Below are 14164 nucleotides of genomic sequence, written 5' to 3' on the forward strand. Positions count from 1 at the left end.
GTTGATTGATATTCATAAGATCTCCTTACAGCGGATGATAAGTTTATATTTAATAGACTAGCTCATGTTGTGTACTAGTAAACTGGATTATATTAGGTTCGTCAAGTACTTTATGGCATACTCTTAAAAATTCGTTGTATCACTGAGGATAAACAGGGAGAAGGAATGACTGAATTGCTATCTGATTTACGCGTGATTTATGATCTGCATAGCCATACTACTGCATCAGATGGCGAGCTCTCACCTGATGAATTAATCGATAGAGCCATTGAAAAACAAATTACGGTATTAGCGATAACCGATCACGATACTACTGCTGCTATCCAACCTGCCAAAAATTATATTGCAGAAAAAAGTTTACCTTTAACTTTGATATCAGGTGTCGAGATATCGACTTTGTGGGAGAATATAGAAATCCATATTGTTGGATTACAGATTGATATCGAACACCAAGCTATGACGACATGCCTAGCAAAACAGAGTCAATGCCGTGAAGCTCGCGCTAAAATGATCGGCGAACGTTTAGCTAAAGCGGGTATTGCTGGGGCATGGGAAGGGGCAAGTGCCCTAGCGAAAGGCGGGCAAGTGACACGAGGACACTTTGCGCGTTTTTTGGTTAATGAAGGGCATGTGGCATCGGTCAATAAAGTATTTAAACGCTATCTAGCGAAAGGAAAAACAGGTTATGTACCGCCACAATGGTGCTCAATTGGTGACGCTGTCACGGCTATTCATCAAGCGGGTGGAGTTGCGGTATTGGCACATCCTGGTCGCTATGGTCTATCCTCTAAATGGTTAAAGCGATTAGTGCTTTATTTTAAACAACAAGGTGGTGATGCTATAGAAGTGGCACAATGCCAACAACCACCACAAGAGCGAGAACAACACGCAGCTTTAGCACAAGCTTATGATCTTAAAGCTTCGTTAGGTTCTGATTTTCATCGCCCTTGCTCGTGGATAGAGCTAGGACGTAATTTATGGTTACCCGCTAATGTTGAACCTGTATGGACATTATGGCAGGGATAACATCAAAAAGTCGTTGAGGGATATATGAGCCAACTTTTTTACATTCACCCGGATAATCCGCAGGCTCGTTTAATTGAACAAAGTGCGGATGTTTTACGCAAAGGCGGAGTGGTAATTTATCCAACAGATTCAGGCTATGCGATAGGTTGTTGTTTGGATAATAAAGATGCGATGACGCGTATTTGTCGAATTCGCCAACTCGATAAACATCATAATTTCACTCTAATGTGTCGAGATTTATCAGAAATTGCCACTTATGCCTATGTTGATAATGTTGTTTTCCGTTTAATTAAAAATAATACGCCTGGTAACTACACCTTTATTTTAAAAGCCACCAAAGATGTACCTAAGCGTTTAATGAATGATAAACGTAAAACAATTGGTTTACGTGTACCTTCTAATCCTATTGCGCTGGCATTATTAGAAAATATCGGTGAGCCATTAATGTCTACCAGCTTAATATTACCGGGTAATGATTTTGCAGAGTCAGATCCGGAAGAGATTAATGACTTATTGGGTAAACAGGTTGATTTAGTGATCCACGGCGGTTACTTGGGGCAAAAGCCAACCACGGTGATTGATTTAACAGAAGATAGCCCCGTTATTGTCCGTGAAGGAATGGGCGATATTACGCCTTTTCAATAACCTTTTAAATTTGGTAAATGCATCATAGGGGACTTATTATAGTGAGATAAAAGGTGAAGAGATTTATTGCTTGTGTTAAATTTACGCACTGCGATAAAGCCATTGGGCGCATCTTGTGGTTAGTGACATCAAGAAAGCTGTTTTTGAAGTAAACGGCATAGTAACGATGGAAGCCTTAGGCGCTATTTTATCGACACGATTTTATTTGTCATGCTCATTTTATTGTCACTTTGGCATGGCTTATCCCTGAATCAATAGACCTGTGTTTGTTAAACAGTTTAATAAACATGGGTTATTTTTTACCTGATTGATTTTAAAACTAATTTATTTTATGACGCCTGTGAAGGCGACACATGAGGTTGTTTCATGAGCGATAAATCGCAACGTACTGAAAAATTACAAAAAATTCTTGCTCGTTCTGGTCATGGTTCTCGACGTGAGATTGAAGGCTATCTTCAAGAAGGCCGTATCAGTATTGATGGCGTGAAGGCAAAATTAGGCGATCGTATTGATGCCAATTCTACAGCCAAAATCCGTTTAGATGGTCGTATATTAAGTATTCGCGAAGCACAAAAAGATGTTTGTCGAGTGTTAGCTTATTACAAGCCAGAAGGTGAGCTATGTACACGTAGTGATCCACAGGGCAGACCGACCGTATTCCAACGTCTTCCGCGTTTAAATAGTGCGCGTTGGATAGCCGTTGGTCGTCTTGATGTTAACACCAGTGGTTTATTACTCTTTACCACTGATGGTGAGTTAGCCAATCGCTTAATGCACCCAAGTCGTGAAGTTGAGCGTGAATATGCGGTACGTGTTTTTGGTGAAATTGATGATGCAAAAATTCGTCAATTGACTCGTGGGGTACAATTAGAAGATGGGCCGGCATCATTCCGTTCGGTTTCTTATCGCGGTGGTGAAGGCATTAACCAATGGTACAATGTATCGCTAACGGAAGGACGCAATCGAGAAGTCCGTCGTATGTGGGAAGCGGTAGGTGTGCAGGTTAGTCGCCTTATTCGTGTGCGTTATGGTGATATTGATTTGCCTAAAGGACTTCCACGTGGCGGATGGGTTGAGCTAGGCTTAAATCAAATTAACTATTTACGCCAGCTGGTGGAACTAAACGATGAGACAGTAACCAAAGTGGCTGTCGAAAAAGATCAGCGTCGAATTAAAGCAAATCAAATTCGTCGGGCGGTGAAACGTCATACCAAAATTTCTGCGCGTACTTCAACTTCACCGGCTAAGCGTGCCTCAAGCCGCCGCCAATCAGCGGGAAGTAAAAGCAAATAAACGAATAATTATTGATAAATTCAAATTAAATTTTCAGTTAGATACAGAAGTCTGCTAATTTTTAGCAGACTTCTTTTTTTGATAGCTTTATTTTTATAATAAATAAAACTATGATGCTTATATTAATACGATGATAAGCTGTTTCTATCATATTAATATTTTATTTGTATTTATTACGATAAGGTATACGCGATAATATGCATCGTTATATTTATTTAACAACAGTGTTGTGTATGAACTTTCTTAGTTTAGGCTGTGATGAGGCAACAACATCGACAACACAAACAGGCATTTTTTATATCAGTAACAATAACAATGTGCCGTTACAATTTAAAATTGATACTAATCATTTTTCGATTAATAAAGGTGAGGTAAAAAAAATAACATTAACCAATGGAGAGCATATATTAGAATCAAACTCAGGTGAAAAGAAAGTATTTATGGTTTACCCTGGAAATAATGGGGGGATTATTAATCCCTCTCAGGAAATATACTATAGCTTTACTTCCGTGTTTACTTCAGAAGAAAATAAAGAACACTTTTATTTAGATACGCGCTCTGTTTGGATCAATGGACAATTAATACATGGTGCTATTAATAGCACAGATGCTGTGTTTATCGACAACAATATCTTTCGTTGTGACATTCCATTAAATGAGCCTATTCCTCCTTATTTACCAGATTGGAAGAATTCAGGGGTAGGCAATGTATTGACTAAATGCTTCTCTCAAGAGGAGTTTCAAACATTTTTAGCCAAATATCCTTATGGTATTCATTTCGATAACAATCACGATTTATTAACCAAACAAGCTAAAAAAGAACAGTTTAGTTGGATAAATGAAAAAGATACACGTACTGAGGATTTTAATCCTACACTGAGTGAAATAAATTTTAATAATAAAGAATTAGTCCAAGAAGCTAATACTATTTATGAAATAGTTTACTCGTATTTAGCGTCTCGTGATCCTGATAAGAAACAAGAGCTTTATAATATTTATCATCTGCATATCATGTCTATGGCATGGATTTATAGCCAACAAATACAAAATGATATACTGGATGATAAAGAAGCCTACTTTCAATTAATAAAAGAGACCGGAAGAATATTTGGTGCAGGTATATTAGGTGAACCTGTATTGATATAAATATATTACGGCAATCTGAACACATAATACGAGTTTATTATACGCGTTTATTTTACCAATCAATTCCTTTTTGTGCTTTGATACCACTGTCAAACGCATGCTTAATAGGACGCATTTCCGTAACGGTGTCTGCTAATTCTATTAATTGTCTATGACAGCCTCGTCCTGTAATAATAACACTTTGATGATCAGGACGAGAAGTAATAGCCGCAACCACATCTTCAAGTGGTAGATAATGAAAACTGATCATATAAGTAAGTTCATCTAAGACAACTAAATCATAGTCAGGTGAATTGAGTAATTGCAGTGCATATTGCCAAGTATTTAAACAGGCTTGTGTATCGGCAGCTTTATCTTGAGTTTCCCATGTAAAACCGGTTTCCATAACATAGAAGGGAACGCCGGCTTGTTCTAAAAGATTACGTTCTCCATTTTCCCATGTCCCTTTAATAAATTGCACAACACCGACTTTTTTATGATGACCAACCGCACGTGTAGCGGTTCCCATGGCGGCGGTGGTTTTCCCTTTACCATTACCAGTAAAAATCATCAAAATGCCTTGTTCGCGTTGCGCCTGCGCAATTCGGGCATCAACTTTTTCTTTCAAACGTTGTTGGCGCTGTTGGTGTTGTGCATCACTCATAGGATAAACCTTATATTCTCAAGTTATTCAGCAGGTCCGGCTTTACGATCGGGTTGTGCATCTAAAGATTGACCACTCACTTCAATGCTGTCATCACTCATTAGATAGAGATATAACGGCATTAGATCTTTTGGCGTTTTAAGTTTTTGTGCATTTTCATCGGGGAAAGCACTTGCTCGCATACTGGTGCGTGTTCCACCCGGATTGATGCAGTTAATACGCAAGCTACTGTCTTTATATTCTTCATGTAACACTTGCATTAAGCCTTCTGTGGCAAATTTAGATACAGAATAAGCCCCCCAACCATAACGGCCTTGGCGACCTACACTGGAGGTTGTCAAAATAAGGCTTGCATGAGGTGCCTTAAGCATTAGGGGGATTAAGGCTTTAGTCAACATAAAGGTTGCATTAACGTTGACTTGCATCACATCATGCCAAAGTGTACTTGGTTGGTTAATTATCGGCTCAACGACACCGAGTAGGCCGGCATTTTGTAATACACCGTCCAAATGAGGAAAACGTTTTACGATAGTATCAGCAAATTCCTGATAATCGTTCTCGCTCGCGGTGAGTAGATCTAAAGGGTAAAGCATCGGTTGTTGCCCGCCTGAAGTGATAATCTCATTTTGTACATCTTCAAGCTTAGATAAGGTACGTCCTAACAAGATTAATGTCGCACCATAGCGAGCATATGTGAGAGCAGCTTCTTTACCTATGCCATCACCAGCCCCCGTTACTAGAATTATTTTATCTCTTAATACAGTATGATCGGGTTGATATTGCAACATATTAATATCCTGTTTATTGAAAAATAAATAAAGTGTAACGTCTTATGTGCTTAAGAACCAGTTTAGCGACTCATTTTTAAAGTGATTAACGGCTAGTGATACAGATAATAACTGCCAGAATGGCGCCTTTGTTACTGGCATCAGCGTAAAATTTCGTTAAACTAGGTGCTATGATTTCACTGTGTTTTATTAACCTTAAAAGAGGCCTTTGTGGAGTATATTTTACAATATGGACTGTTTTTAGCTGAGATTGCGACAGTTGTTGTCGCTATTATTGCTATTGTTTCGTTTTTTGTGGTTATCGGTAGTAAAAAGCAACATCGAAAAGGCACATTAAAGGTGACTGATCTTGCTGAGTCTTACCACGATAAACAACGTGTTATGCAACAAGCCAAAATGGATGAGGCTGAATTAAAAGTGTGGCATAAAGCGTTTAAAAAACAACAAAAGAAAGAGCAAAAACTGAGTAAAAACAATGCTAAAGAAGGGCGCAAAGGCGTTGTTAAACCTTGTTTATATGTTATTGATTTTAAAGGTAGCATGGATGCCCATGAAGTTGGTGCATTACGTGAAGAGATAAGCGCTATCCTCTCTGTGGCACAAGCGGGTGATGAAGTACTGCTTCGTCTTGAAAGTCCTGGCGGTATGGTTCATGGTTATGGCCTAGCAGCAGCCCAGTTAACTCGTTTAAAAGATAAAGGGATCAAATTAACTGCAGTGGTCGATAAAGTCGCCGCCAGTGGGGGTTATATGATGGCCTGTGTCGCTGATAAAATTGTTGCGGCACCTTTTGCGATTATCGGCTCTATCGGTGTGGTCGCTCAAATACCCAATATTCATCGTTTATTAAAGAAAAATGACATTGATGTTGAGTTACATACTGCCGGTGAATATAAACGCACGCTAACCCTATTAGGGGAAAATACGGATGAAGGTCGTGAGAAATTTAAACAAGATCTCAATGAAACTCATCTGCTATTTAAGTCTTTCGTACATAAATATCGCCCTGAATTAGATATCGATAGTGTTGCAACCGGCGAGTATTGGTATGGAACGGATGCTGTAGATAAAGGGCTGATTGATGAAGTGGGTGTCAGCGATGATTGGCTCATCAGTCGTATTAATGATTTTGAAGTATTATCCGTTCAATATATCCTGAAGAAAAAAATGGTAGAACGAGTTACTGGTGGCGCAATGGAAAGCGTGGATAAATTAATGATGCGTTGGCTACAAAGGGGTAAAAACCCACTGTTATAAGCATTATCAAATAACGAGTTGCTATCAAACTAGCGATATTCAGCAGTTAGATGTAAGCTGAGTATCGCTATTTTTTTATTATTTATTCAGCGTTTTTCGAATAAAAAAAGCCAGTGAGGTACACACTGGCATAAAAATAATTGATAATTTTTAACAACAATCGGGCAATATTTCCTCTTTCTAGGAAGACTCAATATAGCGATAAAGAGAAAATAAATATAATTGATATTACATATTGAATTGATAGGCTCTGAAAATCTTCTCTATATCTTATATTGATAGTTAATAACCGATTTCTTGGCAATAAGTGCCAAAATAGTCAGCAAACATCATCACGCTAGATGGTATTTTTCAGATAACACATGTGCTAAATGTTTAAACATATTGAATGCAGCGGTACTTTTAGCCGTGGGTAAGCCCTGTTCATCTAAAAAAAATTCGCCTTTAAATACCAGTACATTGCCTTTTTGTTCAACAGAATCTGCGTACATACCTTGTAAATAGTCTTCATGTTCACGTATGATTTTATTCGCTTTTTCAAGTAGCATCTCTGCGGAAATAGGTGTAGTTTGTGTCGACATCATTTATGCTCCTTAGAAAAATAATTTGTTGCGCCTCGCTTTTTATCAGGTAGAGTGTGGCATTTTTAAAAGCTTAGCTACTCTATATACATAGACATCGCTATGTTTTAGACCTGAATCAGTGATGAGGTGATTAAAATACCTCAAAAAAAGTAACGTGTTTTGCGTTTAAACAAAAGCTTTGAATAAAAACAGGTTGATATATTGCAAAACTAACGCAATATAAAAAGAGATTTCAAAAGTTTTCTGAGCTGAGGGTATTAAACAATACCGTCATGACAAAGTTTAATTAGGTAAAGGTAATTATGGGTAAAGCTCTTGTTATCGTGGAGTCCCCGGCTAAAGCCAAAACAATCAATAAATATCTTGGCAATGACTACGTAGTAAAATCTAGCGTGGGTCACATTCGTGATTTGCCAAAAAGTGGTTCTGGCAGCCAGAAGAGCGAAAACTCATCCGCCACGAAAGGCGTGAAAAAGGTTAAAAAGGATGAGAAATCAGCCTTAGTCAGCCGTATGGGTGTCGATCCTTATAATGGTTGGCATGCAAACTACCAAATTCTGCCGGGTAAAGAGAAGGTAGTCGCTGAACTAAAAGCATTGGCTGAAAAAGCAGATCATATCTATCTCGCAACGGACCTTGACCGCGAAGGAGAAGCTATCGCGTGGCATTTACGCGAAGTGATCGGCGGTGAAGATGATAGATTTAGTCGTGTCGTATTTAATGAAATTACGAAAAATGCCATTACACAAGCATTCCAAACACCGGGTGAGCTGAATATTGACCGTGTTAATGCGCAACAAGCACGTCGTTTTATGGATCGTGTGGTTGGCTATATGGTTTCTCCGCTGTTATGGAAAAAAGTGGCGCGTGGTTTATCTGCGGGGCGTGTACAGTCAGTTGCGGTACGCCTACTCGTCGAGCGTGAACGTGAAATTAAAGCATTTGTGCCAGAAGAGTATTGGCAATTACACGCTTCACTGCTGACACCCGATGAACAACCCTTGCGTATGGAAGTGACGCACTATCAAGATAACGCCTTTAAACCAGTCTCCTCTGAGGAAACTCAGGTGGCGGTTAAGGCGTTACAGAATGCCACTTTCATCGTTAAAAACCGTGAAGATAGACCAACATCCAGTAAACCAAGTGCCCCTTTGATCACCTCTACATTGCAACAAGCGGCAAGTACTCGCTTAAGCTTTGGGGTGAAAAAGACCATGATGTTGGCTCAACGTCTTTATGAAGCAGGTTATATCACCTATATGCGTACTGACTCTACCAACCTGAGTCAGGATGCAATCCAAATGGCACGTGATTATATTCACGATAAATTTGGTGCAAAATATCTGCCTAAAGAGCCGAATGTTTATTCAAGTAAAGAGAACTCACAAGAAGCGCACGAAGCTATTCGTCCTTCTGATATCAATGTGACGGCTGAATCTTTAAAAGATATGGATAGCGACGCGAAGCGTTTATATCAACTGATTTGGGATCAATTTGTCGCCTGTCAAATGACACCGGCAAAATATGACTCAACCACACTTACGGTTGTATCAGGGGATTATAAACTACGCGCTAAAGGTCGCACATTACGTTTTGCGGGTTGGACAAAAGTCATGCCAGCAATGCGCAGTAAAGATGAAGATAAAACATTACCAGCGGTTGATGTAGGGGCGCAATTAGCGTTAGCTGAGTTATCGCCAACGCAACACTTTACTAAGCCACCAGCGCGTTTTAGTGAAGCTACATTAGTTAAAGAGCTAGAAAAACGAGGTATTGGTCGACCTTCAACTTATGCTTCAATTATCTCTACCATTCAAGATAGAGGTTATGTCAAAGTTGAAAATCGCCGTTTCTATGCAGAAAAAATGGGTGAGATTGTTACCGATCGCTTAGAAGAAAACTTTAGTGATTTGATGAACTACGATTTCACGGCTCAAATGGAAGATCATCTCGACCATGTTGCCAACAACCAAGAAAACTGGAAAGCGGTATTAGATGCATTCTTCACAGATTTTAGTCAGCAACTAGAAGTCGCTGAAAAAGATCCAGAAGAAGGAGGAATGCGACCTAACCCTATGGTTATTACTTCTATTGAATGTCCTACTTGTTCTCGTCATATGGGAATTAGAACAGCGACGACAGGGGTATTCTTAGGGTGCTCGGGCTATGCTTTACCACCAAAAGAGCGTTGTAAACAAACGATAAATCTTATTCCTGAAGATGAATTACTTAATATCTTGGAAGGAGATGATGCGGAAACTAATGCATTACGTGCCCGTCGTCGTTGTCCGAAATGCGGTACGGCAATGGACAGTTATCTTATTGATACTCATCGTAAATTACATGTTTGTGGTAATAATCCTGCATGTGATGGTTATGAAGTTGAAGAAGGTGAATTCCGCTTAAAAGGTTATGAAGGCCCAGTGATTGAGTGTGATAAATGTGGCGCTGAAATGCATCTAAAAATGGGGCGTTTTGGCAAGTACATGGGTTGCACCAATGAAGAGTGTAAAAATACACGTAAGATCTTAAAGAGTGGTGAAATTGCACCACCAAAAGAAGATCCGGTTCCACTACCTGAGTTGCCTTGTGAAAAATCGGATGCTTACTTTGTGTTACGTGATGGCGCGGCGGGTATTTTCCTTGCGGCCAATACGTTCCCTAAATCAAGGGAAACCCGTGCACCGAAAGTCGCTGAGTTAGTACGTTTTAAAGATAGATTATCGGAAAAAATGCGCTACTTAGCACAAGCACCGGTGACCGATCCTGAAGGGAATCCAACCATAGTACGTTTTAGTCGTAAAACTAAACAGCAATATGTCTCTTCTGAAAAAGAGGGGAAAGCAACAGGTTGGTCAGCCTTTTATATTGATGGCAAATGGGTTGAAAAAAGTAAATAATATCGATAGTTATTGATATTTTAAGATAAAAAAGCGACTTACTGACATAAGTCGCTTTTTTTGCATTAAGACGATATGCTAATTAACGTACATTGAAACAGTATTAATGGTGAGTCTCTATTTGTTGATATCGACGACTTTATGCTGAGCATAAATAATAAGAGGAAGATACTATGAAACTGATACCTTTGTTACTCTCTGGACTACTCTTTACATCGGTTGCCAGTGCGGCGAGCTTAGATGTTACGTTAAAAGAAGCCTTACCTACAGGGGCGGGTGATGATATTGGTGTTGTCACTATTACCGAAACCGATTATGGGCTGTTATTTACGCCAAAACTTACTGGGTTAACACCGGGTGTTCATGGTTTTCATATCCATGCTAATGGCTCTTGTGAGCCAGATATGAAAGATGGAAAACCTGTTCCAGCATTAAAAGCGGGTGGTCATCTTGATCCTGAAAATAAAGGTGTTCACTTAGGGCCTTATAACAAAGAAGGGCATTTAGGTGATCTACCTGGTTTGGTTGCCAATAGTAAAGGTGACGCTGATTATGCCGTTCTTGCTCCTAGACTGACTAAGCTTGATCAAATTAAAGATAAAGCCTTAATGGTTCACGTTGGGGGAGATAACTACTCAGATAACCCAGAAGCGCTTGGCGGTGGTGGTGCTAGAATGGCATGTGGTGTGATTAAATAATTCATTTATTTATAATCCAAAAGCTATCTGATGATGGCTTTTGGGTTAATGGTTATACTCACTAAAATAGTGCATAGTTTTATCCCATCGCAATGTGATGAAATCACATTTAATATTGATTAAAAAACGACTGCTTTAAGCGGTTTTTCTTATGTATTTTTTTGGTGTTAACCATATCATTTTTTCTTTTTCTATTTTCCCCGTCATTTTCTACTATTACTTATTTGATTAATTATTTATAAAAAATAATATATCTAACATAATATGAATCTTTATTTATTTCGTTTCTCCTTATTTATGCAATCCGAATTTTATCATTATTCATAAAATGAATATAAAAAGCCCAAAAGAAGATTAAAAAACAGACATATTATATAGGCTAAATAAAATAAACGGCTTATTTAGAATTATATTTTAATTAAACCAAGCTTAGTAGCTAAATATATTGATAAAATTGAGCTATTTAAAGTGGCAAGGTAACTCAATTGAGTGTGATTAATTTTTAATTGTTTAAAATCAATGCGTTATTAACTATTTTTTAAATTTCCCATATTCGAAATAAAATATATTTTACTGTACACAGTATTTACTGGGTTATGAGTGATTTGTTTGTTTATTAGTCATATTTTATATTGGCAAACACTTTTTATGATTATTTATGTAGCATGATATAGTGATATTTCAATTATTTTACGCAAAGTGACTTATGCTAGAGAGATACTAAATATGGGAGCTGTTTACAGTTTATTAATAAGCTTTTATTATCCTTTATTCAAGTCTTATTGTACGCACTGGCTAAGGTAGCGGATATAACGGACGAAGTGTTTTTAGTGTAATCGTTTAGTTTAATTTGTTATTTTTGATAAAAGGATATTGTTATGCCAACACCTTGCTATATTTCCATTGAAGGGAAAACACAAGGTAACATCACGGCAGATCCTGTCAGTAATATATTACCCACATTATTGATGCCAGAAGGCATAACGGCGATGAAAAGGTTCAAATATGCTAATGACAATGATTAAATTATTTGTTCTTATCCCTTATCTATTGTTAGGTGGTTGTAGTGGGCTTATCAATATATATCTTGATAATAAATTTCCCGTCAATATGAATAATGATGGCAAAAAAATCACGGTTTATTCAACTATTTCACCTGAAACAGCAGTGGAAGTTATTGGTACTTATACGTCAAATAAGTGTGAACGTTCTCATTTTAGTGCTGATTATACCGAAGTCACTTATTCCTCTTTAACGCAAGAAGTGGAAGCAGAGCGTAAAATAGCAGAGGATAATAAAACCGCAACCTATATCGTGCCTATTGATGGAGGGGGATGGTGTAATTGGAAGCTGGTAGAAATAGAGATAGCACCATTATCTACTAAATATGAAGTGCTTGTTAGAAGAAATATGGTTTTTTCATTGACTAATAGTGAACATCCAAAAATAAAATTATTTGCTACATTAGCCCCTGTTATAGTGGAAGAAAAGGATGAACAGTCCATCTATTACTCATCATCAATAATGGAGGATGAACAAAAATTATCCAATAAATCAGATGGAGAAATTTATTTTAATTATAAAGTTGAACCTAAATTAACCACGACTATCATCTCAAATGATAACAAAGCTATTTTCCCTAACGGCAATATTAAAATATTGGACGGATCTAGTTATAGCAGAATAATTAATTTCAATGAAATAATCGAGAATAGTGATGAAAAAGTGTTTACTTCTTTTGTTAGATATATTGATTAATCAATAGGTTACTATTCTAATTCAACTATTAATTTAACTATGCAATCTTATAGATTTATTTGATATGAGCTAACCTTCGATGGTGATCATCTTCTATGTATGTACATTACGTTAAATATGACTCCGTTGCTCCTGACCGTTTACTGTACTTTCCAACGCTTACTAGGTAATAGTACAGTGGTTTTAACAGTAAATCGAATCAGTAAATTGTTATTATCACAATACAATCAAGACCATCCAGAGACAGCAAGATTTCTACCGATTTTTATAGCTTATAACTATTCGATATAATAAAACCTAAATAACCTTATTAATTACGTTAGACCGAAATGAAATAAGTGATATAGTGGTTATATATTGCTTATTTATTATTCTTTTTAGTTATATGAATATGAGCGGAATAACAGAATAATAAGTCTTTTGTAAAGGGATCGTGCTTCTATGAAATTACAACAGTTGCGTTATATCGTTGAAGTGGTGAATAACGATTTAAACGTCTCAACGACAGCAGAGCGTTTATATACCTCTCAGCCGGGGATCAGTAAACAAATTCGTATGCTAGAAGATGAGTTGGGTATACAAATATTCTCTCGCAGTGGTAAGCACTTAACACATGTGACGCCAGCGGGGGAAGAAATTGTCAGATTATCTCGTGAGATATTATCCAAAACAGAAGCTATCCGCTCGGCTGCAGGGGAACACACTTATCCTGATCGCGGTTCGCTTTCTATTGCCACCACTCATACACAAGCGCGTTATGTTTTACCCCCTGTGATTAAAGGTTTTATAGAACGTTATCCCGAAGTGTCATTACATATGAATCAGGGTTCACCGACACAAATTGCAGAAGATGTTTGCCGTGGTAAAAGTGATTTTGCTATAGCGACAGAATCACTACATCTGTATAACGATTTAGTGATGTTACCTTGTTATCGTTGGAATCGTATTGTGGTGGTAACTAAAGATCACCCATTGGCGCAAAAGCGTGAAGTTACCTTACAAGAGCTTGCAACTTACGATATCGTTACTTATACCCATGGTTTTACTGGGCGTTCTGATCTTGACGAAGCCTTTGGTAAAGTGGGTTTAAAGCCTAAAATTGTTTTTACTGCAACGGATGCGGATGTAATAAAAACTTATGTCAGGCTACACTTAGGTATTGGTGTGATTGCGAGTATGGCATTTGATCCGATGCTTGATAGCGATTTAGTCGCTATTGATATGCGTGATAAATTTAGTTATAGCACCACAAAAATTGCATTTCGACGTAGTGGTTTTTTACGTGGTTATATGTATGACTTTATGTGGCGTTTTGCCCCACATCTAACACGTAATTTGGTGGAACAAGCGACAGCTTTACGCACCAATGAAGAAATTGAAGAGTTATTTAAAGATATCGAGTTACCTTTAGTTTAATACGCAAAGGC

General features: G+C 37.8%; 12 protein-coding genes and 1 pseudogene. 10 read left to right on the forward strand and 3 right to left on the reverse strand.

Annotated features, from left to right (window positions below; genetic code table 11):
* Window positions 1-165: 165 nt before the first annotated feature.
* From rnm to AACU98_RS01745, 4 genes are all read left to right on the forward strand, one after another.
* On the forward strand, window positions 166-1026 hold the full coding sequence (gene rnm / locus AACU98_RS01730) for an RNase RNM (RefSeq protein WP_060961395.1): 861 nt from the start codon (window positions 166-168) through the stop codon (window positions 1024-1026).
* Window positions 1027-1050: 24 nt separating this feature from the next.
* The gene (locus AACU98_RS01735) at window positions 1051-1671 is read left to right on the forward strand and encodes an L-threonylcarbamoyladenylate synthase (RefSeq protein WP_004243057.1); all 621 of its coding nucleotides are present in this window, start codon (window positions 1051-1053) and stop codon (window positions 1669-1671) included.
* A gap of 366 nt (window positions 1672-2037) precedes the next feature.
* On the forward strand, window positions 2038-2964 hold the full coding sequence (rluB, locus tag AACU98_RS01740; RefSeq protein ID WP_004243055.1) for a 23S rRNA pseudouridine(2605) synthase RluB: 927 nt from the start codon (window positions 2038-2040) through the stop codon (window positions 2962-2964).
* Between the two features lie 197 nt (window positions 2965-3161).
* Entirely contained in the window at window positions 3162-4109 is a 948-nt protein-coding gene (locus tag AACU98_RS01745; protein WP_012367967.1) for a hypothetical protein, read from the forward strand.
* A gap of 52 nt (window positions 4110-4161) precedes the next feature.
* Here AACU98_RS01745 and cobO read toward each other — a convergent pair whose 3' ends face one another.
* Both cobO and AACU98_RS01755 read right to left on the reverse strand, forming a co-directional pair.
* Window positions 4162-4752: a cob(I)yrinic acid a,c-diamide adenosyltransferase gene (gene cobO, locus AACU98_RS01750; RefSeq protein ID WP_004243052.1), complete on the reverse strand. Its 591-nt coding sequence runs from the start codon at window positions 4750-4752 to the stop codon at window positions 4162-4164.
* A 23-nt stretch (window positions 4753-4775) separates the two neighbouring features.
* Window positions 4776-5537: a YciK family oxidoreductase gene (locus tag AACU98_RS01755; protein WP_026090429.1), complete on the reverse strand. Its 762-nt coding sequence runs from the start codon at window positions 5535-5537 to the stop codon at window positions 4776-4778.
* Window positions 5538-5750: 213 nt separating this feature from the next.
* On the opposite strand from AACU98_RS01755, the gene sohB reads away from it, so the two are divergent.
* Window positions 5751-6797, forward strand: coding sequence for a protease SohB (gene sohB, locus AACU98_RS01760; RefSeq protein WP_004243049.1), 1047 nt, complete (start codon window positions 5751-5753; stop codon window positions 6795-6797).
* A 332-nt stretch (window positions 6798-7129) separates the two neighbouring features.
* On the opposite strand, the gene AACU98_RS01765 is transcribed toward sohB, so the two are convergent.
* Entirely contained in the window at window positions 7130-7378 is a 249-nt protein-coding gene (locus tag AACU98_RS01765; RefSeq protein ID WP_036896103.1) for a YciN family protein, read from the reverse strand.
* 305 nt (window positions 7379-7683) lie between these two features.
* Here AACU98_RS01765 and topA point away from each other — a divergent pair, with 305 nt between their 5' ends.
* The 5 genes and pseudogenes from topA (at window position 7684) to cysB (ending at window position 14153) form a co-directional block, all read left to right on the forward strand.
* Window positions 7684-10281, forward strand: coding sequence for a type I DNA topoisomerase (topA, locus tag AACU98_RS01770; RefSeq protein ID WP_004243046.1), 2598 nt, complete (start codon window positions 7684-7686; stop codon window positions 10279-10281).
* 173 nt (window positions 10282-10454) lie between these two features.
* Window positions 10455-10979, forward strand: coding sequence for a superoxide dismutase family protein (gene sodC, locus AACU98_RS01775; RefSeq protein WP_004243045.1), 525 nt, complete (start codon window positions 10455-10457; stop codon window positions 10977-10979).
* 878 nt (window positions 10980-11857) lie between these two features.
* A pseudogene (locus AACU98_RS18385) lies at window positions 11858-11932 on the forward strand (hypothetical protein); the annotation flags it as partial.
* Between the two features lie 52 nt (window positions 11933-11984).
* Window positions 11985-12737 (forward strand): hypothetical protein, encoded by a 753-nt coding sequence (locus AACU98_RS01785; RefSeq protein WP_161735408.1) that lies wholly within the window; start codon window positions 11985-11987, stop codon window positions 12735-12737.
* Window positions 12738-13178: 441 nt separating this feature from the next.
* A complete protein-coding gene (gene cysB / locus AACU98_RS01790; protein WP_004243041.1) occupies window positions 13179-14153 on the forward strand; it encodes an HTH-type transcriptional regulator CysB in 975 nt (324 codons plus the stop codon).
* Window positions 14154-14164 lie beyond the last annotated feature (11 nt).

This window comes from Proteus sp. G4380 (assembly GCF_963885725.1).
GTDB classification, from domain to species: Bacteria; Pseudomonadota; Gammaproteobacteria; order Enterobacterales; family Enterobacteriaceae; genus Proteus; species Proteus mirabilis.

What these genes read in the sequence shown, in the direction of transcription:
- rnm (WP_060961395.1), top strand. Translation starts at nt 166, where the DNA reads ATGACTGAATTGCTATCTGATTTACGCGTGATTTATGATCTGCATAGC.
- AACU98_RS01735 (WP_004243057.1), top strand. Translation starts at nt 1,051, where the DNA reads ATGAGCCAACTTTTTTACATTCACCCGGATAATCCGCAGGCTCGTTTA.
- rluB (WP_004243055.1), top strand. Translation starts at nt 2,038, where the DNA reads ATGAGCGATAAATCGCAACGTACTGAAAAATTACAAAAAATTCTTGCT.
- AACU98_RS01745 (WP_012367967.1), top strand. Translation starts at nt 3,162, where the DNA reads ATGCATCGTTATATTTATTTAACAACAGTGTTGTGTATGAACTTTCTT.
- cobO (WP_004243052.1), bottom strand. Translation starts at nt 4,752, where the DNA reads ATGAGTGATGCACAACACCAACAGCGCCAACAACGTTTGAAAGAAAAA.
- AACU98_RS01765 (WP_036896103.1), bottom strand. Translation starts at nt 7,378, where the DNA reads ATGTCGACACAAACTACACCTATTTCCGCAGAGATGCTACTTGAAAAA.
- topA (WP_004243046.1), top strand. Translation starts at nt 7,684, where the DNA reads ATGGGTAAAGCTCTTGTTATCGTGGAGTCCCCGGCTAAAGCCAAAACA.
- sodC (WP_004243045.1), top strand. Translation starts at nt 10,455, where the DNA reads ATGAAACTGATACCTTTGTTACTCTCTGGACTACTCTTTACATCGGTT.
- AACU98_RS01785 (WP_161735408.1), top strand. Translation starts at nt 11,985, where the DNA reads ATGCTAATGACAATGATTAAATTATTTGTTCTTATCCCTTATCTATTG.
- cysB (WP_004243041.1), top strand. Translation starts at nt 13,179, where the DNA reads ATGAAATTACAACAGTTGCGTTATATCGTTGAAGTGGTGAATAACGAT.